Raw genomic sequence first — 22,548 nt, 5'->3', positions numbered from 1 at the left:
GCTCCCCCTCACTTGTAATTGATGCGCGGATCGATAGCGGCATACAGCAGATCCACCAGCAGATTGATAACCACAAAGATAAAAGCAATAATCAGAATCCCCGTCTGGATCACCGGATAGTCCCGCGAGCTGATCGCTTCAAAGATATAACGCCCTACCCCGGGCCAGGCAAAAATGGTCTCGGTCAGCACCGCCCCTCCGAGCAGCGCCCCCGTCTGCAGACCGATTACCGTCAGCACCGGAATCAGTGCATTCTTCAGTGCATGCTTATAGACCACGAGGAACTGCGACATACCCTTGGCCTTGGCTGTACGGATGTAATCGGAATTCATCACCTCCAGCATACTGGAGCGGGTCATTCGGGCAATGATCGCCATCGGAATCGTGCCAAGCGCAATACTCGGCAGAATGAGATGCTTAATGACCGTCCACAGCTGATCCCACCGCCCGGCCAGAATCGTATCCAGCACGTACAGGTTGGTTAGGGTCTCCACCGGATTGCGCTGGTCCATCCTGCCGATGGACGGCAGCCAATGCAGCTTCAGCGCGAAGAGCAGCTGCTCCATCAGCCCCAGCCAGAAGATCGGCATCGATACCCCAATGAGCGCGATGATCATGGCCGTGTAATCGAACCAGGAGTTCTGCCTCCAGGCGCTGAGGATACCGGCGTTCACTCCGACGAAGGTTGCGAACAGCATACTGGCAGCCGTCAGCTCCAGCGTAGCGGCCAGATACGGCATGATTTCTTTGGCAATCGGCGTTTTGGTACGGATCGAAGTGCCCAGGTCCCCCTGGACCAAATCGCCCATGTAGTTAAAATATTGCTGCAGCCAGGGCTTGTCGAGGCCAAGCTGGTTACGCAGCGCCTGCTTGGATTGCTCCGTCGCCTTCTGGCCGAGAATTGTCTCGGCCGGATCACCCGGAATGGCATGGATGATGGAGAAGACGATCAGGGTCATGCCGATCAGCACCGGGAACAGCACCATCACACGTTTTATGAGGTAAGAGTTCAATTCCGTTCACCTTCCAAAGGTGTATTTATTCAAAATAAATCTCACTGTAATACTCTGTACCTGTCGGTCCGGGAACGAAGCCCTTCAGATTGGCCTTGCCGGCCAGCAGCGGTGTGGTATGAACCAGCGGAATCCACGGCGCATCAGCTTTGATAATCTCCTGAGCCTGCTTGTACAGCTCGGAGCGCTTGTCCTGGTCCGTCTCCTTTTGGGCACCGGTCAGGAGCGTATGCAATTCTTCATTCACATAAAAGGCACGGTTATTGCCGGGAATGGCATCCTTGTCCAGCAGGGTATACAGGAAGTTGTCCGGGTCGCCGTTGTCGCCGGTCCAGCCGAGCATGAAGATATCATCCTTCTCCCCGGCCTTGGTGTCATCGAGATAAGTAGCCCATTCCGGGGACTCAATCACGGTCTTGACTCCGATCTTCTCCCATTCCGCTTGAATCGCTTCGGCAACCTTCTTGCCGTCAGGCATATAAGGGCGGGATACAGGCATCGCGTACAGGGTTACCGGATCAGGCAGTCCATCAGGATAGCCCGCTTCGGCCAGCATTGCTTTGGCTTTGTCCAGATCATACTCATAATCCTTCACGCTGTCGTTATAGCCCCACAAGGAAGGCGGCATCGGATTGACCGCTGCCTGGGCCTGACCGGCGAAGAAGGCATCGATAATCTCCTGCTTGTTGACCGCATAGCTGAGCGCCTGTCTTACCTTCACATTGTCGAACGGCTTCTTCTTGAAGTTGAAGCCGAGGTACGCCACATTGAACGGCGGACGCTCAATCTTGGACAGAGCGCTGCTGCTCTCCAGCGTAGACAAGTCATCCGGGCTGAGGTCTTCCATCAGGTCGATTTCCCCGTTTTGCAGCGCCGTGAAGCGGGCCGAATTGTCCGGGATCGAGCGCACGATGACCTTATTCAGCTTGGGAAGCCCTTCTTTCCAGTAGGCGGTATTCTTGTCCAGCGTGATGGAATCATTGCGCTTCCACTCCTTGAACACGAACGGACCTGTCCCTACCGGCTCATTCTTGAAATTCTCCTTCTTCTCCTTGACCGCAGCAGGACTGGCAATCCCGAAGGTGGTCATGGCGATATTCTGCAGGAACGGCGCCTGCGGCTGGTTCAGTACAAATTGAACTGTGGACTCATCCACCGCCTTCACTTCCTTGATCACCCGTGACCCGTCCGGACCGAACATGGAGTCATAGTAGTCGAAAGAATCGCCTTCGAATTTGTATTCACTGGCCGGATCACTCCAGCGCTGGAAATTGAACACGACCGCTTCGGCGTTGAAATCAGTTCCGTCGTGAAACTTCACGCCGGGATGCAGCTTGAAGGTGTAGCTCAGCCCGTCCGGCGTTACTTCCCAGCTATCGGCAAGTGAGGCCTGGACTTCAGAGGTGCCCGGCTTATATTCGAGCAGCGAATCGAAGACCTGATGTGCAATCTTCAGCGACTCCCCATCCGTCACAATCGCCGGGTCCAGGGAAGCCGAGTCGCCCCCGCGCCCCAGAATCAGGGTATCCTGTGATGTCCCGGAAGTCTCAGGTAGGCTTGCCGGAGAATTTGTTGCCGCCGTATTCCCTCCGGTATTTCCCGTGTTGCCTGTGTTGTTCCCTCCGCCGCAGCCGCTGAGCGCGAGTCCCGCGCCAAGCATGAGTACCAATGCGAGATTACCCCATTTGTTCATCTCCAGAAAGCTCCCTTCTTTCATTGAAATAGCAAAGTGTTTATATAGAGCGGTGCAAGTAGCACTGCTATAAACCAAGGTTCTTCTGTGTACGAGATATTCCATCATAGAGATGACAGGCTGTGAAGTGTCCGGCTTCTGTCTCTATCAGCGGAGGTCGGATCACCCGGCACTGCTCCATCACGCGCGGACAACGCGTGTTAAATGCACATCCGACTGGCGCATTGGCCGGACTCGGTACCTCTCCCTGCAGAATGATCCGCTCCTTGCGGATATCGGGATCAGGTTCAGGAACCGCAGACAGCAGAGCCTGGGTGTAGGGATGCTGCGGCCGGGCATAGAGCTTATGCTTGTCCGTAATTTCGACAATCCGCCCCAGGTACATCACCGCTACCCGGTCGCAGATATGCTTCACCACACTGAGATCATGGGCGATAAATATGTAAGTTAAGCCGAATTCCCGCTGCAAATCCTGCATCAGGTTAATCACCTGGGACTGGATCGACACATCCAGCGCAGAGACAGGCTCATCCGCGATAATCAGCTTCGGATGGAGTGCCAGTGCTCTGGCAATGCCGATGCGCTGGCGTTGTCCGCCGGAGAACTGGTGAGGATAACGCTGCAGATGCGCCCTGGACAATCCGACCACATCCGCCAGCCGCTCCACCTCTGCCTTGCGCTGCCGGGCATCGCCGGTGCCGTGTACAGTCATCGGCTCTTCAAGAATACGCTGCACAGTATGGCGCGGGTCCAGCGAGGAGAACGGGTCCTGGAAGACAATCTGCATCTCCCGGCGGCGGCGCCGCATATCTTCCGCAGACAGCTTCGTGAGCTCCTCCCCCTCGAACCAGATCTCGCCCGCTGTCGGCTCAATCAGCCGGAGTAACGCACGGCCGGTGGTGGATTTGCCGCAGCCGCTCTCCCCTACCAGACCGAAGGTCTCGCCCTTGTCCACAGTGAAGGAGATATCATCCACAGCCTTCACACTGCCGTGAGCCCGGCTGAAGAAGCCCTTGTTCAGCGGATAATACTTCCGGAGTCCCTTGACCTCAAGCAGGCTCTCACTCATACCGCATCCTCCTGTGGACTGTCATGCAGCCAGCATCTGCAGCTGTGCTGTTCCTCTTGCCGTGTCAGCACCGGAAGGCTCTGCATGCAGAGCTCCATGACCTCAGGACAGCGCGGTGCGAACCGGCAGCCCTGCATATCTGTGCTGAGAATCGGCACATTGCCCGGAATGGAATAGAGACGTTCCTTGGCTTCATCCATCCGGGGGACGGAGGCAATCAGACCTCTCGTATACGGATGCAGCGGATTTTTGAAAATATCACGGACACTGCCCTCCTCCACCACCTTGCCGGCATACATAACAGCCACACGGTGACACATCTCGGCAACCACGCCAAGATCATGGGTAATCAGCATGACGGCAGTACCCTGTTCCTCATTCAGCTGGCGGATCAGCTCCAGAATCTGGGCCTGAATCGTTACATCGAGTGCGGTTGTCGGCTCATCGGCAATCAGCAGCTCGGGGCTGCAGGAGATCGACATGGCAATCATGACGCGCTGGCGCATGCCTCCCGATAGCTGATGTGGGTACTCGTCTACGATCGCTTCCGGCCGGGGAATTCCGACCTTGCGCAGCATATCGACCGCATGCTCCCGGGCTTCCTTCCTGGAGAGGCTGCGGTGCAGGCGTACCGTCTCCATAATCTGCTGTCCAACGGTGAATAAGGGATTCAGCGAGGTCATCGGCTCCTGGAAGATCATCGAGACCGAATCCCCCCGGATCTTGCGCATCTCCTTCTCCTTCAGCGGGACGATATCGCGGCCCTTCAGCAGGATGCGTCCGTCTACAATTCTCCCTGGGGGGCTTGGGACCAGCTTCAGGATAGACAGGGAGGTGACACTCTTGCCGCAGCCCGATTCCCCCACCACACCCAGAACCTCGCCCGGATTAATGTAGAGATCGACACCATCTACTGCAGGAACCTCACCGCGGTCGGTAAAAAAGTGGGTATGCAGGTTTTCAATGCTCAGAATCGGCTGGATCAAGTCTCTCCCTCTCTTCTATTAAAAATTGAACGAAGGTCAAATGCCTGGTCAGAAAACTATTTAAAAAGTTAGATATATTAGCCAATACCTAACATAATAAGTAAAGTAATTGACTTTAAATACATATTAATGTTATTTATTGTATAACATTACTATGGATATCCTATCTAGGCAAGGGAAATTTGTGCAAATAACTAACCCTATGAATTTTATATGAATACTACAGAGCATGAAATTCTAGGAAAAATAACATGTCGTTATTTGTACAGCGACAGCCACTTCTCCAGCTGATGTCTCAGCACATCCCGGTAATACGGCGGCTCCATAATCTCAGCCTCTTCCTTGTACCTCATAATCCAATGGACGAAGCCGATATCCTGTTCCACAGCGACCTTGAAATGCAGGCTGCGGTTCTGGCGGTCCACCCTGCTCGGCTTCACAAACATCTCCTCCTGCTTCAGCCGTTCCATCATCCGCTGCGAGAATTTGACTCTGAACTCAACCTGCAGGCTATCCTGTTCCAGGGACCACTTCTGCTCCATGAAGGCTTGTAAGTCGAATTGATCTTTGGAGAACCACCTGTCCAGCGGATTCACACTCGAGAAGCCGTTAATATGAAACGTGCGGATAATTCCGAAGCGGTGACAGAAACCAATCAGGTGAAAACGATTCTCTAGCGGGACCAGGCAATAGGGATCAATCCGGATACCTTTTTCTTCATAGGCATTCTCACTATAGTCGGCCTGTATGCTTCTCTGCTTCATTACGGCATCCAGAATGTCGGTTAGAAAGAAGGGCTGATCTCCCTGAGATCTGTTTTTTTCCGTCCAGTTCTGTCCGGCTTCCTTTTTCATAGGTTCCATTGTTTCTTCCCTTTCTGCCTTTTGCTTATAATCTGCCGCCATCACTTTCTCATACGCATCTTCAAAGCTCGGGGGCAGTAAAGGTTTGATCTCCGGCATAATACTGCGCAACTGTGAAAAAGCCTCTTCTTCCTTTTCTGACCAATTCAAGGGGTAGAGCGCGAAATTCCCGATAAAAGCATACCCCTTGCCGTGTCCCATATGAGTAATGGGGATATGCATGGCACTGAGCGCATCCATATCCCGATAAATCGTTCTCTCGCTGTTGCCGCATCGTTCCGCCAGCTCACGGGCCAAAATTCCCGGTTTGGCCTGAACTAGCGTAATGATGCGCATCAGCCGGATTAATCGGTCTGTCATATTCAGTTCTCCTTGACTTATGGTAAAATAGACCCATTATTTTTAAATAAACTAGTTATATATATCTATAACCAAGGATGTAATAACCGAGATAAGAAAATATAATAGAACTATTTTACTATATTACCACATTTATATTACGCATTTCGTTATCTGCTCCGCCGGGTGAGACTCAATATTTGAGCCATATGTATGGGTTTTCTATTCTATCTACGCAGCTTTCCTGTAATTATCTCATTCCTGTCCTGGTCCACGGCAGATTGTCAACCTCCAGTCTTTTATACAGCGCTTCCGCTTCTCTGAGCAGCTGCGTATCCCCAGAGCGGGCAGCCATCAGGAGCAGCTGATCCGCCTGCCTGCGAAGCATCTCCGTGGGCACTTCCGGCTTGTTTGTCATCCGGGCCCCCTGGGCTTCCGCGATTAGCGCCTCTGTCTGCAGCAGCGCCAGATGCTTCTCCACATGGAAGCAGCAGCGGGCTCCCAGCAGGTCGGTATGATGGGAATATTCGATTCCCAGCTTCTTGAGCGGCAGCTCGCGGATACGCTCCACCGTAGGCTGCTTGTACTGCCACTGCAGCCAGAGGGCTTCATGTATGCCTGCAGGCATACCCGCCATCATGAATTCCAGGGCGATATACCTGCGCTGCCCGGAATGGATTTTGCCAAGCTTCAGGAGCAGTGACCGCCCCTCTCCTTCTTCTGCACTACAGCCGTAACATCCTGTTACCTTGACATGACTTTCCAGCCAAATACGCAGCTCAATATCCCGGGCTACAACCTTACGGCTCTTCTTGCGGAAATCCTCATTTTGCGATACTCCTTTCCACTCCACGAGCAGAACCACTTTCTTTGCACCGCCTGCCAAAATACGCTCCTGACTCCATGTAAACAACGTCTGAATACTTGCTTGCATATTTCCACCTCTTTCTTATTTTGGGTCTTCTATTAATGTACCAATATTGGCGGACAACTCCTTGTCATGGAATGTATGTTCGGTCCTATAATATCGACAAAAAAAGAGCCAACCTACCCCAAAAGGTAATTGCCTCTTTACGAAAGCCTATTCTTTTGTCAAAATATGACGAACAAAGTCATGCATTATAGCCTTCTGGCCCGTCTGCCCGCCTGCTCGTGCCGGAAAAACAGTCCAAGGGCCCAGGTTGCACATAGCAGTGCAAAGAGGAAGAACAGCAGTGACCACACGGGGGCCGGTAAAATGGTCAATCTGGACAGATTCGCCGCATCCCCTGCACGGGAAGGTGTCACGACGGAAGCATAGACCAGGAATAGGGTCCCCATCACGGACTCCTCCAGGGTCAGGAACGCAAGAAATAAATAGTACACCTTGCTGACCTTCGGCCAAAGAAACAGCATCGCAGCATTCAGCAGAATGAAGCCGCTCAGCCAAATCATTCCGAAGCCGCCCCGCACGTACAGGACAAGCATAATCAGCGCAACCAGGCTGGCCAGAACAAGCCCCCATTCCCGCTTATCTCTACTATAGAAATAGAAGAGCAGCAACGCGAACAGTGAAGCCAGAGGATAACCCGCCAGCGACACCAGGATCGCCTTGCCTCCGGCAGCAATCGCCGAATAGGTCACACCGCTGTGATCGGAGTACAGCTCAATGCGCAGCACGTTGCCGGAGAGCAGCAGGGTCATCAGGGCATGGCCGAACTCATGGAACATCGTATCCAGATTACGGAATAAGGAGGAGAACGGAATAAACCGGGTCATCAGGGCGGAGCCTGCCAGGAACAACAGTGTTTTGAGCCATCTATTCATTGGGTACAGCCCCTTTCCGTTCACAGTATACGTTAATTTCCAGCGACACTCAATATGATAGAAATTATAGAAACCCGCGCTGCCTAAATGCTGTATTACCCATATGGTTCTCTCCATGCGCATGAAGGGTAATTATGCCTACAGCCGCCAAGGTTGTTCAAACGGCAAGCAGCTATGATAAAATGAGAAGACAATTAGCTCTAACAGGTGGTGATCAGTTAATGAAAAGACGGGTAACAGGAGTGCTGCTGAAGCTGCTGGGTTCATCCCTGCTTATGCTTGGCCTTACTCTCACTTGGCCTGCCCCCGAGGCCAAGGCCAATTATCTGAATGATATATACAATGGAATACAGAGCTTCTCGGAGCTTCCCGGAGAAGTCACCAAGCTGCAGGAGAGTTACCAGAAGACTGCAGAAGAGCTTCAGCAGACGAAGGAGGATCTCGGTGAAGCCAAGGACCAGCTGACGGACAGCCTGCAGCAGATGCAGACGTATCAGTCCCAGAATGCTGCCTTGCAGGAGCAGAACCGACAGCTTAGCCAGGTCGTGGACGAGCTGAAGAATGACCGGACAGCGAGAGAGAACTACTTCAACCGGATCAAGGTGACGGTCATCGCCGGGATTGCTCTTCTACTGGGCTACTTCCTGCTGATCCGGGTGCTGCGCTTCACGATGCGCCACCGTTCCAGAAGAAGTGACCGGCTGCGTTAAGGAGGATGAATGAAGAATGAATATTGACATTCAGGATGAAGGCGACAGCGGCAGCGGACAGGCGGTTGCTTTTACCGTTCAGGAGAACGAGGAGGTTCACGTGCTGCATCCGCAGCAGATTATTGCCTACCAGGGCCCTTCGGCGGGACGGGCCGACCGGTTCATGGATGTGAAGGGCATGTACCGCAAGCGCAAGCTGATCCGGGCGGATCTGACCGGCCCTTGCCGGTTCACAGCTGCGCTGCCGCCGGGCTACCGGGTTAAGACCATCCAGCTCGACAGCAAAAGTGATCTGCTCTACGATTTCAGGCATCTCTTCTTCTACAGCAAGGGTGTCTCCATGCAGACGAGAGTGCTTAGCATGAAGAATATGCTGATTACCCGGGATATCGTCAAGGTCAAATTCTCCGGCCGCGGCAGCATTGGCATTCTGACGGAGGGCACGGTCTGCGAAGCCGAGCTGCATCCCTTCGATCCGTTGTACGTGGATGCCGGCAGTATTATCGCTTATCCTGAGAATGCCAAGCTTGAGCTGACGGTCTATGGCAACCATCTCGCCAGCCAGCATATGAGCTATCACTGGAAGATGACCGGCCACGGGCCTGTGCTGTTCCAGGCCGGACGCCAGAGCAGACGCTTCGAGCGCGACAATAATGAAGACGGCATTATCAAGCGCTTCTTGCGGGAAGCCCTGCCCTTCGGCGGGGTATTTATTAAGTAAACAAAGAGCGCCCGCAGGTATAACGCGGGCGCTCTTCTATATGTCCTATGCCGGAATTACGCAAGTGGAAACGGCTTTGCCGTCCTTTTAAAGGACGGTACCGTTTCAGCGAGAAATAGAAGGATAATGTATAGCGTGAAACCTATACATTCTTATATTTCCAGGTAAGCGTTCAGCATCCAGGATGTCTTCTCTACACTTGTCCGGATTCCGGTCAGCAAATCAGCGGTAGGCTGGTCGCTGGCCTCCTCTGCGTAAGTGATGCCCTGCTTCAGCTCTTCAGCTACGGCAGTGAAATCTTGAACCAGCTGTGCAACCATTTCCTTCGCACTCTCACCGCCGGCAGCTTCCTTCAGGCTGGAGAGCTTCAGGTACTCTGCCATAGTAGAAGCAGGGCGTCCGCCGATAGCGAGCAGCCGCTCAGCCAGCTCATCCACATAACCCGCAGCTTCGTTGTACAGCTCTTCGAATTTCTCATGCAGCGTGAAGAATTGAGTTCCACTGACATACCAGTGGTAGTGATGCAGCTTCACTCCAAGCAAAGTCCAGTTCGCGGTCTGACGATTCAGGGCAGCATACAGTGCTGTGTGGCTGTTAACTTGTGTACTCATTCAAATAACCTCCCGGAGTGTGTATTTCTTTTTCATTGTATTTAGACTCGTTCTAAATCTACATACAATTTAACATACTTTTCGCTGTATTGCAATCTAATGCCGTACAGCCTTGATATACTGCACATTCTAGCATTACTCCGGGAGGTTATCCTATAATTTGAGTCACAATTCTGCAAAAGCACATTGGATTGACATAAATCACCTGAACCGGAGAAGCTAACATTCTCCCGTAGGATGTCCCTTATACGGAAGGGATATCCGTCTCTGCCGCCCGTCCCTGTCCGCTGCGGAAGATGGCACGCATCTCCTCCCGCTTGCTCTTGGGGCTAAGCACATATACCGTATCTCCGGGCTCAATAACCGTGCTGCCATGCGGCGTCACGATTGCTTTGTTCCGTATAATTGCCGTGAACAGAATATCGTCCGGCAGGCCGATCTCGGCAATCTGCCTCCCGGCGATCGGCATGTGCCGCTCGATTCCGATGTGGTTGAATTCAGAATCGGTCTTCCCGAGCGCTACCAGCTCCATCAAGGAGGGCTGGGACACAGGCTCCCGGCCCACCAGCCTCAGCCGTGAGGCCAGGGGCGAAATGGTTGTCCCCTGAATCACTGCCGAGGTCAGGACAACGAAGAATACGACATTGAAGAACAGCCTGCCCTGGGGAAGCCCCGCGAGCAGCGGGTAGGTCGCCAGGACAATCGGGACGGCTCCCCGGAGCCCGGCCCAGGAGATCAGTGTCTTTTCACGGAAGGAGAACCGGGACAAGAGCAGGCTAAGGAATACGCCGAGCGGCCTGGCTATAACCATCAGGATGACCGACAGCAGCAGCCCCTGCCAGGCAACAGCCGCCAGCTCTTGCGGAAAGACCAGCATCCCGAGCAGAATGAACATGGCAATCTGCATCATCCAGGCAAAGCCATGATTGAAGTTCATAATGGTGCGGTGGTACATCAGCTCGGAATTCCCCAGCACCAGCCCCATGACATAGACGGCAAGCAGGCCGCTGCTGTGTACCATAGCCGAGACCCCGTAAGTCAGAACTGCGAAGCCGACCGCCATGACCGGATACAGCCCGGTGGAGTCCAGATTAATCCGGTTGATCAAATACACTGCCAGTTTGCCGATAACGATCCCGACCAGCAGTCCTACCCCCATCTCCCAGAAGAACGACAGCACCAGGCTCCATACTGCGGTATCGGGATGCTGCACCCATTCAATCAGCGACACAGTAAGGAATACAGCCATCGGATCATTGCTGCCGGATTCGGCTTCAAGCGTTGAGGTCAGCCGTTTGTCGATATTTTTGCCGCCCAGCACGGAGAATACCGCCGCCGCATCTGTGGAGCCGACAATGGCCCCGAAGAGGAAGCTCTCCGCCCAGGGCACACCGAGTATAAATTTTGCGAAAATACCGACGATGACTGTAGTCAGCAGTACTCCGAGTGTAGCCAGTGACAACGCCGGTTTCAGAATCGGGCGGATATCCTTCATGCTCGTCTGCATGCCGCCCTCAAACAGAATGACCACCAGGGCAAAAATACCGGCAATTTGCGTGAGCGAAGCATTGTTGAAATAAATGAAATGACTGAGTACCATACCGGCTGCAATAAACAGGACCAGTGCGGGCATGCCAAAACGGGTGGAGAATTTGGTGGAAAGCACGGCGATTAGCAGCAAAGCCGCCAGCAGCAGGATGATTTGATCTGCAAGATGAGTCATGAACCGGTTCACACCTTTCCCGGAGCCGGGTATCCGCCTTGGCCCCATGTATTTGTATTTATAGTATGTTTATGATTCAAAGATAAGAAATTATATGCTTCATATCCGGACAGAAAAAAACCCCGGTGGGCTGAATTCCACGGAGGTTATTATGCCGTCCTTCATTCTCTTGAATACACCTGCAGCTCCTGAATAGACCAATAATTGCCGCCGGAGCCGGTCTGGGTAATCTTGATATGCCGGGTCTTGACCGGGGTGAAACTAATTTTGGTCTTCTCCAGCTGTCCTTTGCCCGCTGCGACCTGTCTCCAGCTCTTGGCATCATCCGATACCTGGACAGTGTAGCCGCGCGGATAGTCGTATGGCGACAAAGGATAATCCATATCTATAGCTTCTACCGTATGTGCTGCGCCCAGATCAATCTGGAAGTACTCCCCCGAAGCCTGATGCTTGACCGTATCCCAGCGGGTCCGCCGGTCTCCGTCAATAGCACCTGCCGGATTGGAAGCCTCCTTATTTACACTGGACGTCACCTTCCAGCCTGCCCGGTCCAGCGGGACAAGTCCGGTTGCTGTAATCTGTGTCTGCTCTGACATTACGCCAGAGCCGGACACTCTTACAGCATAAGTATAAAGTGTTCCTTCCTTCAGCTTGCTGTCCTGGTACTCCGTTCCCTTCACTGCTGTGGCGATGACCTTCAGCTTCTCCTCCGGGCCGTCCGCCCGGAGCACTTCATAGCTTGCTCCGGGGGCTTCCAGCCAGTTCAGCTGCATCGATAATCCCTTGACGGCAGTCGCCTTCAGGCCTTGCGGCGCTACATCCGCCACCTCGGAGGAAGGCTCCAGGATATACTGCACGCCTTCTCCCGGGGCCAGCGTCTCTGTGAATTCCAGCTCCGGCGAAGCGGCTCTGCCGGATACATAACTGCGCGCCTCTTCATAAGTATCACCTTTGCCGAACCGTTCTCCTTCGTACTCCTTCTTCTTCGGCATAGTGACCTTGAACTTGACGGTCTGCTCGGTCCGCTCGAAATTGACGACATTCACCAGCACCTTGTTGGACGTTGCCTTGGTGCCCGCCAGCGGCTCAAGCGTGGAGGTGTCCACTGCTCTTACGTAGACCAGCTTATCCTTCAGCTCCTCCTTATTGCTGATCTGGTAGGTCAGCGGAGCGCCGTGTGTAGCATAAGCCAGATCCAGCCTGCGCATGATACTGACGCGGGATTCTTCGCCTTCCTTGGTGTAGTAAATCTCTGTAGTGGCCGGATCATGGTCCTCCAGATTGAATCCGTATTTGAACAGGCTGAAATTCTTGAAGAAGGCGGCATGCTGCACGAACATATCGGCATAGCCGAGATGCGCCCGCATAATCCGGTCGAACACCGCCGAGGTCCGCTCCGTGGCCCCATATTGATAGGCGTCCAAATGGGAGTCTGAGGTGCCGAACTCGGTGGCGAGCATTTTTTTGCTAAGGCCGTCTACCGAGCCCCCGAAGGTCTTCAGGTTCTCCGTGAAGCTCCCGCCCTGTCCGAAAATATAGGAATCCCCATAAGAATGGCCATTCGTCAGATCCGTTACCGCTTCAAGCTCATCGCGCTGCTTCGGGTCGCGTTCCCAGCCGTCCGGGTCTCCGCACTGCTTAGTCGCCCCCTTCTGATTGCCGCACGAGTCTTCGCTGTAGCCCGGCCAGTAGGCCCATCCGGGTGCAACCGTCTGCAGATGCGGTGCGATCGTCTTACCCTTGCTGTTCAGCCACTCGGCTATGGCCAGATTGACCGCTTTGGATCGGTTGAACAGGCCCGGTTCGTTATCCACCTCGTAATACTGGAAGTATGGGCTGTACTTCTGGAAATATTCCGTCAGCTTCTTCTCGGCATCCTCGGGCAGCGATCCGTCCGCCTTCAGCTTGATATCGCCGGTGTACAGATAGAGCGCTACGGCCTGCATATTGTAATCCTTCAGGACCTTGTAGTACTCCTCCATATTCTCACACGAGCGGCCCACATCGCTGGCACAACTGGTCCGCATGATATTGCCGCTATAGGCTACGCCCAGCCACTTCATAATATAGGGCAGATGCGTAACTGCACCCTCGTCAAAATAAAACTGCTTGTTATTCACCACCGTCCCGGTCAGCGTATAGCTGCCGTGAATCGGCTCCTTAATCGGAGACTTCAGCGCCTCCAGACTGAGATTATCCCATGTCCACCAGTTGTACTTATCCTCAGCCTCTGAGGAATAGATTCCCCTGGCCGTCCGCAGCGTCAACTCGTTGGTGCCGCTGATGAGCTGCTCTTTGGGAATGTACAGCTCATAGGTTTTGCGGAAGTCGTACTTACTGCCTGTTCCGGCAATCCCGGCAATCTGGATAATGCCTGAGAGCTGACGGTTGGAGAATACGCTCATCTGGGGTACGGATTTGTAGGCATCGATAATGCTGACGCGAAATAAGACCCCGTGCTCCGGGATCTTATCCAGCTCATACTGAATCCGCAGCTCCGGGTTGGTCTCCCCGTGCAGGCCGGAGGGCAGCGACTTCAGTTCTGCCGACCTGGCAGTGGATGAAGCCATGCTGAGCGTCTTCTTCACCCCGCTTGACCCTGCCGCCTTGAACTCAGCGGCAGAGCCGTCATGCTTGCCAAGCTTCCATAGAACAGTTCCTTCCGGCATCTCAGGACCGGCATCCTTGGCCGCTGACAATGAAGACAGATCCACATCCGCTTCACCGTCCTTCGTCCCGTAATCTCCGAAGACAGAGACGGACAACAGAATCAAGATGATCAGTGCTGCAAATTTTAGTAGCCTGTGGAGATATTTACTGGGTTTCTTTTGAACTCTAGTCCTCATTCCCTTGTCCTCGCTTTCTTCCGGGGGTTCTGTGCTGTTCTGTTCTGTACCGGACTTACGTTACGCTTCGTCTTCTGTAAGGCTTCCTTAAGGAAGCGTCAGCGCACTCTGGGGAATAATCATCTGCTTCTGACTCTGGCTTTTCCACATCAGACTGACGCTGGCATCCCCGCGGTTCTCGTAATACTCTACCTTGATAGCGTAGGGGGTATTCGCAGAAAGCGTGATACTGCCCTCCCTGCTGGCACTGCTCTGATTCTTCCAGCTGTCGATCAGGAGCTTGCCGCCGATCCATACGCGGATGCCGTCATCGGAAGAAGCGGTGAACGTGTACTTTTCACTGTAGAGAGGCTTAAGAGTCCCGGTCCAGCGTACCGAGAACGAATCCTTGGGCAGGCCGGAGGCCGGTGCATTGCCATGCCAGTTGAATTGAATGGTGCTGTCATTACGGGTAAGCAGCGGTGTGCCGGACAGATCCATATTGCCATAATACTGACCTCTCAGGCCGTTCCTTGAGCTTATTACAGCCGCAGCATGGGTTTTGGTACCCACCGCAAGCTTGTAATCCTCCCGGGATACGGTGTATTTATGGTTCATGAAGCTTTGAATTTTCACGGGCGGGTTATTCTCAACCAGCATCTTGCCCCATGTCATCGTATATACCCATTTGCTTTGTTGTTGAGACATGATGACAGGGTCTGGAAGCTCTCCGCTCTCCCCGATTCCGATCGGTTTGCTGCCCGCCAGCTTCAGGAGGCTGTCATAATAAGACTGCTTGAAATCATTATCATAAATGTCGGCGGCCAGAATATCTACCTTGGCAGTGCCGGGAAAATAAGCAGAGTAAGGCTCCGACGACTTGTTGGGGGCATTCGGATTCCACACCCACAGCAGATTGTTCAGCTTATGTGTATTCACCATGCGGTCATACACAAGATCCCAGAGCCTGGCGAACTCATCCTTCTGCCCCCACCAGAACCATCCGCCGTTCATTTCATGATAGGGCCGCCATAACACCGGAACTCCGGCATCGCGCAGTTCGCCCAGATATTTGGATACGTCATCCAGCTCGGCAACCAGGGCTTTGTACTGCGGCGTTCCGGGAGTGACATACAGCTTGAATTGACTCTGGCTAAGCGGCTTCTGCACATTGGTCCATACCGGCGCGGTTCCCGGCAGATTCTGATGGAAGGTCATGGCGACAATTCCGCCGCCCTCATGCCACCGGATGGCGCTGTCCACGACAGCCTGACGCTGCCTGGCGATGGTCTCCTTGGACTGGTTGCCTATGGCTCCCAGCTCATAGCCATGCAGAACGGCATAGCGGCCGCTTGTTGTGCGGAGCTTATTATTGAATTCATCGGGGCTCTCCAGGTAATCATGCTGGCCGGATATCATCCCCTTGCCACTGAGATCACTGAGATAGCTTAACAGTGCGGAAGCCTCCTTGGAGGCCAATGGATTAATGGGCTTGTTGATGGAAGCGGGGGCGGCAGGTGCCGTAACCTTGGCGGCTGCGGGCAGACTGCGCCCTTCCCCCCATGGAAGTAATGATAGGATAAGGATCAGAGGAAAAATAGTTGTATATAGCCTGTACTTACGGTAAGTGTTCAATGTAATCTCCTTTCTCCAGCCACACTCTCCGGCAGGGCCCCGGAGGCTGCGCCTACCGGACTGTCTGCCTTTCTATAGCTTAGTAGCCCTGCTGGTAAGCAGAGCCATTAAGAGTGGCTTACAGGATTTATAATTGTAACGTCTTAACCAGTAACAGCGCCAATGATGAACACAGCTGCGGACCTTATGAGCTTAAGAAGCGGACGGGAGGAACAACGCGCTTGCCGGAACGGTACCTTTGGCCTGGCTCGGACTCTGCCACATCAGCCGCGCTTTTGCATCCCCTTGATTCTCATAATACTCTACCTGAATATCATACAGCTCGCCTGCGGTCAGGCTGATGCTGCCCATGCGTTCGGTGCCGCTCTGCTTCACCCAGCTGTCAATCACAAGCTCACCGTTCACCCGTACGCGGATACCGTCATCAGAAGTGGTATAGATCTGATAAGTCTCCGTGTACAGCGGCTTAATCTTCCCGCTCCAGCGGACAGAGAAGAAGTCTATGCCGACGGTGGCATCCGGCGAACCTTGGCGCCAGTTGAAATCAAGCACAGCATCGGTACGCACTACAGCGGGTTCGCCCGATAGCGTCATGTTATTGAAGTATTCCGCGTACAGTCCATTGGCAGCAGGGACTTCTACCGGCAGATCCGCCGGCGTTGCTGTAGGGGAAGGGACGGGAACAGGGGCTGCTGTTGGCGTAGGCACCGGTGTTGGCGTTGGTGTCGGTACTGGCGTCAGTGTTGGTATTGGCATTGGTGTCGTTACTGGTGCCGGCGTTGCTGTCGGAACTTGCGCTGCTGTCGCTGCTGGTACCGGAGTCGGTACTGCTGTTGCAGCCGGAGCAGGTATGGATGTGTTAATTGTTGAGAAAAGCGCACTTGCTGGTACGGTTCCCTTCACCTGGCTGGGGCTCTGCCACATCAGATGGACATTCGCATCGCCTGCATTCTCGTAATACTCTACCTTGATATCGTACAGTTGCCCGGCAGTCAAGGGTATGCTGCCTGTGCGGGCAGTTCCACTCTGCTTCACCCAGCTGTCAATGACGGCTGTGCCGTTCACCCATAAGCGGATACCGTCATCCGATGTAGTATAGAACTGATAGGTCTCACTGTAAGCCGGCTTAATCTGGCCGCTCCAGCGGATCGAGAAGTAGTCTATGCCGAGTGCAGCATTAGGCGTACCCTGACGCCAATTGAAGCTGATGACGTCGTCATTACGTACCATAACCGGCGTCCCCGAGAGCGTCATGTTCTTGAAGTATTCTCCAAGCAAGCCATTCTGAGCAGGCTTATTCTCCGTCTCACCGGAGGTTGGGACCGGCTTCTGGATCGGCGCAACGGTTGGTGTCGGAATTGGCATTGGTGTTGCGGTTGGTGTCGGCGTTACTGTTGGCGTCGGTGTTGGGGTTGCGGTTGCTGTAGGCGTCGGCGTTGCGGTTGGCTTAGGAGCCGCCGCCGGAGCAGACCAGGCCTTATATTGGTCACGGGTTAGTGTGTAGCTGTCATTCATGAAATTCTTGATCGTCGCCGTGCTGTTATTCTCATAGAGCATCTTGCCCCAGTTCATCATGAACACATAATTCTGCTGGGTCAGCTTCAGCTTCGAGATGTTCGGCATTTCGCCGTTCTCGCCGATGCCGATCGGTTTGCCGCCAGCCAGGCTGGTCAGATCATCATGATATTTATTCGAGTAGTCGTTATTATATATATCTGCTGCCAGCACATCCACTCTGTCCGCGCCCGGATAGGTCCGTGCATAGGGATCAGAGTTGGCATTCGGCGCATTCGGGTTCCATACCCAAATCAGATTATTTAACTGATGAACGTTCACGAACCGGTCATACATAATATTCCATAGTGCAGTGAAGTTGTCTTTCTTGCCCCACCAGAACCAGCCGCCGTTCATTTCATGGTACGGTCTCCAGAGGATCGGAACCTTAGCATCCCGCAGGCTTTTCAGAGAGACAGCTACTTTATCCAGATCAGTGATCAGCGCATTATACTCTGTAGTGCCGGGGGTTACGTATTTGTTGAATTGCGCTTGGGTGATTGACTTCTGCACATTGGACCATTCGTGCTTGGTGCCCGGCAGGTTCTGGTGGAAGGTCATGGCGACAATTCCGCCCGCTCTGGACCAGTTCGTCGCACTCCAGACGATGTTTTTGCGTTGTGCAGCTACTCCGCTCTCACTCTGTCCACCGATGGCTCCAAGCTCATAACCATGTAGTGCTGCGTATTGTCCGCTTGTTCCCTTCAGCTTGTTGCTCAGCTCATCAGGACTCTCGAAATAGTCATGCTGGCCTGTAATGATTCCATTTCCCGAGATATCATACAGATTGTTCAGCAGCTTGACCGCCTCAGGGGAGGCATTAGGGTTCACTGGCCCTCCTTCCGAGGAGGCAGCCTTGACGGTGGAAGGGGCGATTCCCAGTCCCACGGGTACAGCAGACAATACCACGGCCAGCGACAACACAGCGCAGAACAAACGAGACTTACGGTAAGTTTTCACAATATTCTCTTCCTTTCGGTAGCCAGGCTGCCACTCTTGCGAAGGCCCTATAGCTTTGCGTCCCTATCTTTCGATTAGGTTTGCCATTGTCGTTTTGGAAGGATCAATCCCTCTTACCTTAAGTATCGTCTCTATGCAAATTTAATGTATAGTAATGTCGAAATTATCCCAAAAAATAGTTCTTAATGCCTGATTTGAAATTGTAACATTTGGTTAAATAGATAAGTTAGACCTACGAAATGAACTGATGTAGAGCTATATCCTCCCAGTCCAGAGTAATACGAATGTTATCCTCCTCTACGAGCTCCGACCCCGTCTGCACCTCAATGAACTCCACATCGGTAAGAGCAAGAATGGCATGCTTGGTTCCTTCCGGTATCCGCACCACATCTCCCGCCTTCACCGTATGCATCTTCTCATTGATGACAATGCTGGCTTCTCCGCTGATGAAGGTCCAGATTTCACTGCGTTTGTGATGCAGCTGATAGCTGATATTTTTACCTTCATTGATGAAAATCCGCTTGGTCAGCACCTCGTTGCCCTCGTCATATTTCACATAGTCAATCACCTTGTAGTGACCCCAGCGGCGCTCCTCGTACATCGGTCTTTGTTCAAAAGACTTCAGCACTTCCTTGATCCGCGGACTCTCAGTCTTGTGCGTCACCAGAATGCCGTCCGGGCTGGCGGCGATAATCAGATCCTTCGCCCCGATTACCGTAATCGGAATATCCAGCTCGTTAATGAGGCAGGTGCCCTCGGAGTCAGCGGTCACAAAGCCTTTGCCGACATGGTTGCTGGTCATTTCCTCGGTCAGGGTGTTCCAGGTACCCAGGTCCTTCCAGAATCCGGCGTATGGCTGTACGACGATGTTCTCCTCTTTCTCCACCACTTCGTAATCAAAGCTGATCGAGGACAGTAGCTTATACTGCTTCTGCAGCTCTTCGTAATTCAGCGGCAGCCCTTTGCGCTGCAGGATATCCAGCAGGTAACCCAGACGGAAGGCGAACACTCCGCAGTTCCAGAGCGCGCCCTGGCTGATCAGCTCCTCGGCCTGCACGCGGTCCGGCTTCTCCTGGAAGTGGCTGACCTGCAGGTAACCATTGGCTCCCGCATCGGCGCCCGTTGGAATGATGTAGCCGTATTTCTCCGAAGCATGCTCGGGAACTACGCCCATCAGCGCCAGGTTCGCCCCGCTCACCAGCATGGTGTTCTCCAGCTGCAGCACCGTTTCGAAAAAGGAGGATTCCACGTATGGGTCCACCGGCAGAATCGCCACGGTCTCGCTTGGGGACACCCCCGCGATGGAATACAGATAGGCCGCCGTCAGCGCAATGGCCGGGAAGGTATCCCGCCGCTCCGGCTCCACGATGATCGGCACCTCGCTGCCGAGCTGGCTCTGGATCATCTCCACCTGGCTGCGTCCGGTCGCCAGATAAGAGGACCCTGCCATGCCGTTCTCCTCCAGCTGTCTCCATACCCGTTGTACCATCGATTCCGGTTCACCTGCCGGGCTTTCCAGTACCTTCAGAAATTGCTTAGAGCGTGAATCATTGGACAACGGCCAGAGCCGCTTGCCGGAGCCGCCTGATAGAAGTACTAGTTTCATAGTGAACCCTCCATATCGTATTGTTATTGGGTATTTCTTGTTGCGGAGCTGTGAGTTAAAATCCCGCCTGTTATGAGGGTCGCTGCAAGTAATTTTGGGCTTACGGCCGCTGTTGTATTTGGATTTCCTGATTAGAACCGCTCCTCGCGGTAGAAATCCAAATACAAAGGCGGACGCTAACGCTCCTACAGCTCCAAAATTCCTCTCCGCTCCATTTCATAACAGGCTGTGCTTTTACATCCGCTTCGCCCGCAGGCGAAGCTCCCGGCTAAAGATCCGATATTGCCGCTTGTTGTAGCGGCAAGGGGGGCCGGGCTGCCGCGCTATGCTTGCGCGGCAGCAGTTGAATCCCTGGTTGCCGCCTACTGTTGCGGCGGAGAAAAATTCAAAGGCTCAAAGACTCTTAAGTGCCGCTTGTTCCAAGGCGTCGCCGCTGAGTTAGCGGCTGGAGAGAACAAGAGTATGGGCAATAGAATCCAAGACAATGGGATTCAAGATCGGGATTCAAGACTCTTGTGCCAAGGGCTCGCCGCACAAGTTCGCGGCGGCAGAAGCTAGTTAGTTAAAAAAGGGGCACTAATGCTCCTCAGTTACTCCATTTGGCCCGCACTCAAGAAATCAGGTGCACTTGTGCTCTTCAATTACTCCATTTGGCTCGAATTCGGGAAATCAGGGGCATTTGTGCTCCTCATTTGCTCCATTCGGCCATCATCCGATAAATCAAGGGTACTTATACTCTTCATTTCAACGTACAGCCCACTTCCGGCGCATTTAATGGGATTTATCCCTCTCATTCGCCGTGCGGCCCACTTTCGGCGCATTTAATGGGATTTATCCCTCTCATTTCGCCATCCATCCCGCTTTCCTCTTAAGCCCCCTAATCAAAGTGGAGACCTTGACATGTAAGAGGTACACTAAGAAGAGGGAGTGGAGCCGATGAGAAGCAACAAGTTGTATGACGAACAGCGGATCAAAGTAGCCCAAGAAGCGATCAATGGAACCAAGGTTTCCTTCCTGGCCCGAAAGTATTCCGTCTCTCCCAGCACCATTGCCAATTGGGTGAAGTTCTACAAAGAACGATTTGGAGAAGAGGCCACTCCGTCCGTCCAAGAACGGATTGAAGATGCGGAGCGTGTCCAAGATCTGGAGACGAAGATGGAGACGGCCATTAAGTTATTGGGTGAAAAGGATCTGGAAATCGAACTGCTGCGTGAACTCTTAAAAAAAGCCAACCCCGCTTACAAGACAAACTCGAACTGGCCGACGAAGCGATAAAGCGGGGTTATTCGGCTACACTGGTTCTACGTATCGTGGAGGTTCAACCTTCCACCTATTATGCGCATAAAAAACGTTTCCTGGGGCTTTGGAGTGCCCCGGATGCGGTCGTGACTTCGGGTCGTCCGATCCCCGCCTATTCCCTCACTACCGGCGGTCTGCGGGTCAGTGACCTACAGATCGAGGAGTGGCTGAGTGAGCTGGTAGAGGGCGAGGAGAACGGCTATGGCTACCGGAACCTGGCGTATGCCCTATCGGTCCAGCAGGGCTTAATCCTCAACCACAAGAAGGCGTACCGGCTGTGCAAGAAGCTCGGATTGCTTCAGAAAAAGCCGGTGAGGAACCTAAAATACCCTCGACGTTTAGCGCGAAATCGAGTGGTCACCGGCCCCAACCAACTCTGGCAGATTGACATTAAATATGGATACATTCATGGCTACGACCGCTTCTTTTTTATCTTTGATATGATTGATGTGTTTGACCGCTGTATCGTCGGCTACCACGTGGGCGCGAGCTGTACAGCGAAGCAAGTCTGTGCCACGTTAAGGGAGGCGCTGGGCCGACGTTTACAGCCTGGAGATCCCTCACCGGTGATCCGTTCCGATAACGGCCCGCAATTCCTAAGCGACGTCTTTGGCGAGCTGTGTGCGGAAACGCAGCGTCCTCTGGAGCATGAGCGGATTCCTCCAAAAACGCCGAATATGAACGCCTACATTGAGTCGTTTCACAGTATTTTGGAGAGAGATTTGTACACGAAAAGGTACTTTGAAACGTTTGAAGAAGCCTATGAAGCGGTCGCAGTTTATATTAATTTTTACAACGAGCGCCGTTTTCATGGCAGTTTGCAGCGCATGAGCCCCAAGCAATACCACGCCGCATGGAAAGCAGGCAAGCTAAAACCGATAGAAATAAAGCTGTAAACAAGATCCTGCGAAAACACGAGTTTTTAGCAGAATGTCTCCATAATTAGGGGGCCGAACCGTTTCGGCGCATTTAATGGGATTTATCCCACTCAATTCGCCGTCCAGCCCGCTTTCGGCGCATTTAATGGGATTTATCCCTCTCATTTCGCCGTCCAGCCCACTTTCGGCGCATTTAATGGGATTTATCCCTCTCATTTCGCCATCCAGCCCACTTTCGGCGCATTTAATGGGATTTA

17 protein-coding genes and 1 riboswitch are annotated in these 22,548 nt (G+C 53.2%); of the genes, 4 read left to right on the top strand and 13 right to left on the bottom strand.

Going from position 1 to position 22,548, the window contains the following annotated elements; translation table 11 throughout:
• Positions 1 to 8: 8 nt before the first annotated feature.
• The 7 genes from NST43_RS03365 to NST43_RS03335 form a co-directional block, all read right to left on the bottom strand.
• A complete protein-coding gene (locus NST43_RS03365) occupies positions 9 to 1,013 on the bottom strand; it encodes an ABC transporter permease (protein ID WP_209992092.1) in 1,005 nt (334 codons plus the stop codon).
• A 25-nt stretch (positions 1,014 to 1,038) separates the two neighbouring features.
• Positions 1,039 to 2,706 carry an ABC transporter substrate-binding protein gene (locus NST43_RS03360; RefSeq protein WP_339222536.1) on the bottom strand — a complete coding sequence of 556 codons (1,668 nt, stop codon included), beginning with the start codon at positions 2,704 to 2,706 and terminating at the stop codon, positions 1,039 to 1,041.
• Positions 2,707 to 2,773: 67 nt separating this feature from the next.
• Positions 2,774 to 3,775, bottom strand: coding sequence for a dipeptide ABC transporter ATP-binding protein (locus tag NST43_RS03355; RefSeq protein WP_339222534.1), 1,002 nt, complete (start codon positions 3,773 to 3,775; stop codon positions 2,774 to 2,776).
• On the bottom strand, positions 3,772 to 4,761 hold the full coding sequence (locus NST43_RS03350; protein ID WP_339222533.1) for an ABC transporter ATP-binding protein: 990 nt from the start codon (positions 4,759 to 4,761) through the stop codon (positions 3,772 to 3,774). Before NST43_RS03350 ends, NST43_RS03355 begins: the two co-directional genes overlap by 4 nt.
• A gap of 257 nt (positions 4,762 to 5,018) precedes the next feature.
• A complete protein-coding gene (locus NST43_RS03345; protein WP_209992095.1) occupies positions 5,019 to 5,984 on the bottom strand; it encodes a WYL domain-containing protein in 966 nt (321 codons plus the stop codon).
• 229 nt (positions 5,985 to 6,213) lie between these two features.
• Positions 6,214 to 6,897, bottom strand: coding sequence for a hypothetical protein (locus NST43_RS03340; protein WP_209992096.1), 684 nt, complete (start codon positions 6,895 to 6,897; stop codon positions 6,214 to 6,216).
• Positions 6,898 to 7,082: 185 nt separating this feature from the next.
• Entirely contained in the window at positions 7,083 to 7,769 is a 687-nt protein-coding gene (locus tag NST43_RS03335; protein WP_339222530.1) for a M50 family metallopeptidase, read from the bottom strand.
• Between the two features lie 221 nt (positions 7,770 to 7,990).
• On the opposite strand from NST43_RS03335, the gene NST43_RS03330 reads away from it, so the two are divergent.
• Both NST43_RS03330 and NST43_RS03325 read left to right on the top strand, forming a co-directional pair.
• On the top strand, positions 7,991 to 8,479 hold the full coding sequence (locus tag NST43_RS03330) for a hypothetical protein (RefSeq protein WP_209992098.1): 489 nt from the start codon (positions 7,991 to 7,993) through the stop codon (positions 8,477 to 8,479).
• 16 nt (positions 8,480 to 8,495) lie between these two features.
• Positions 8,496 to 9,200, top strand: a complete 705-nt coding sequence (locus NST43_RS03325) for an AIM24 family protein (RefSeq protein ID WP_209992099.1) — start codon at positions 8,496 to 8,498, stop codon at positions 9,198 to 9,200.
• A gap of 152 nt (positions 9,201 to 9,352) precedes the next feature.
• On the opposite strand, the gene NST43_RS03320 is transcribed toward NST43_RS03325, so the two are convergent.
• The 6 genes from NST43_RS03320 to NST43_RS03295 form a co-directional block, all read right to left on the bottom strand.
• Positions 9,353 to 9,811 (bottom strand): Dps family protein, encoded by a 459-nt coding sequence (locus NST43_RS03320; protein ID WP_209992100.1) that lies wholly within the window; start codon positions 9,809 to 9,811, stop codon positions 9,353 to 9,355.
• A gap of 244 nt (positions 9,812 to 10,055) precedes the next feature.
• Positions 10,056 to 11,534, bottom strand: a complete 1,479-nt coding sequence (locus NST43_RS03315) for a potassium/proton antiporter (RefSeq protein ID WP_339222528.1) — start codon at positions 11,532 to 11,534, stop codon at positions 10,056 to 10,058.
• 161 nt (positions 11,535 to 11,695) lie between these two features.
• Positions 11,696 to 14,248, bottom strand: coding sequence for a discoidin domain-containing protein (locus NST43_RS03310; RefSeq protein WP_339225325.1), 2,553 nt, complete (start codon positions 14,246 to 14,248; stop codon positions 11,696 to 11,698).
• Positions 14,249 to 14,467: 219 nt separating this feature from the next.
• Positions 14,468 to 15,994, bottom strand: coding sequence for a glycosyl hydrolase (locus NST43_RS03305; RefSeq protein WP_339222527.1), 1,527 nt, complete (start codon positions 15,992 to 15,994; stop codon positions 14,468 to 14,470).
• A gap of 192 nt (positions 15,995 to 16,186) precedes the next feature.
• Entirely contained in the window at positions 16,187 to 18,508 is a 2,322-nt protein-coding gene (locus NST43_RS03300) for a PA14 domain-containing protein (protein WP_339222526.1), read from the bottom strand.
• 14 nt (positions 18,509 to 18,522) lie between these two features.
• Positions 18,523 to 18,603: riboswitch (cyclic di-GMP riboswitch) on the bottom strand.
• 137 nt (positions 18,604 to 18,740) lie between these two features.
• Positions 18,741 to 20,114 carry a sugar phosphate nucleotidyltransferase gene (locus tag NST43_RS03295; RefSeq protein ID WP_209992104.1) on the bottom strand — a complete coding sequence of 458 codons (1,374 nt, stop codon included), beginning with the start codon at positions 20,112 to 20,114 and terminating at the stop codon, positions 18,741 to 18,743.
• A gap of 936 nt (positions 20,115 to 21,050) precedes the next feature.
• Here NST43_RS03295 and NST43_RS03290 point away from each other — a divergent pair.
• Positions 21,051 to 21,389, top strand: a complete 339-nt coding sequence (locus NST43_RS03290; RefSeq protein WP_039310863.1) for a helix-turn-helix domain-containing protein — start codon at positions 21,051 to 21,053, stop codon at positions 21,387 to 21,389.
• The gene (locus tag NST43_RS03285; RefSeq protein ID WP_339225308.1) at positions 21,371 to 22,309 is read left to right on the top strand and encodes an IS3 family transposase; all 939 of its coding nucleotides are present in this window, start codon (positions 21,371 to 21,373) and stop codon (positions 22,307 to 22,309) included. Before NST43_RS03290 ends, NST43_RS03285 begins: the two co-directional genes overlap by 19 nt.
• Positions 22,310 to 22,548 lie beyond the last annotated feature (239 nt).

The organism is Paenibacillus sp. FSL H8-0332, assembly GCF_037963835.1.
In the GTDB taxonomy this organism is placed as follows: domain Bacteria; phylum Bacillota; class Bacilli; order Paenibacillales; family Paenibacillaceae; genus Paenibacillus_AQ; species Paenibacillus_AQ rhizoplanae.
This window is presented reverse-complemented; position numbering and strand designations above follow the sequence as displayed.

What these genes read in the sequence shown, in the direction of transcription:
- NST43_RS03360 (WP_339222536.1), bottom strand. Translation starts at nt 2,706, where the DNA reads ATGAACAAATGGGGTAATCTCGCATTGGTACTCATGCTTGGCGCGGGA.
- NST43_RS03355 (WP_339222534.1), bottom strand. Translation starts at nt 3,775, where the DNA reads ATGAGTGAGAGCCTGCTTGAGGTCAAGGGACTCCGGAAGTATTATCCG.
- NST43_RS03345 (WP_209992095.1), bottom strand. Translation starts at nt 5,984, where the DNA reads ATGACAGACCGATTAATCCGGCTGATGCGCATCATTACGCTAGTTCAG.
- NST43_RS03340 (WP_209992096.1), bottom strand. Translation starts at nt 6,897, where the DNA reads ATGCAAGCAAGTATTCAGACGTTGTTTACATGGAGTCAGGAGCGTATT.
- NST43_RS03335 (WP_339222530.1), bottom strand. Translation starts at nt 7,769, where the DNA reads ATGAATAGATGGCTCAAAACACTGTTGTTCCTGGCAGGCTCCGCCCTG.
- NST43_RS03330 (WP_209992098.1), top strand. Translation starts at nt 7,991, where the DNA reads ATGAAAAGACGGGTAACAGGAGTGCTGCTGAAGCTGCTGGGTTCATCC.
- NST43_RS03325 (WP_209992099.1), top strand. Translation starts at nt 8,496, where the DNA reads ATGAATATTGACATTCAGGATGAAGGCGACAGCGGCAGCGGACAGGCG.
- NST43_RS03320 (WP_209992100.1), bottom strand. Translation starts at nt 9,811, where the DNA reads ATGAGTACACAAGTTAACAGCCACACAGCACTGTATGCTGCCCTGAAT.
- NST43_RS03315 (WP_339222528.1), bottom strand. Translation starts at nt 11,534, where the DNA reads ATGACTCATCTTGCAGATCAAATCATCCTGCTGCTGGCGGCTTTGCTG.
- NST43_RS03295 (WP_209992104.1), bottom strand. Translation starts at nt 20,114, where the DNA reads ATGAAACTAGTACTTCTATCAGGCGGCTCCGGCAAGCGGCTCTGGCCG.
- NST43_RS03290 (WP_039310863.1), top strand. Translation starts at nt 21,051, where the DNA reads ATGAGAAGCAACAAGTTGTATGACGAACAGCGGATCAAAGTAGCCCAA.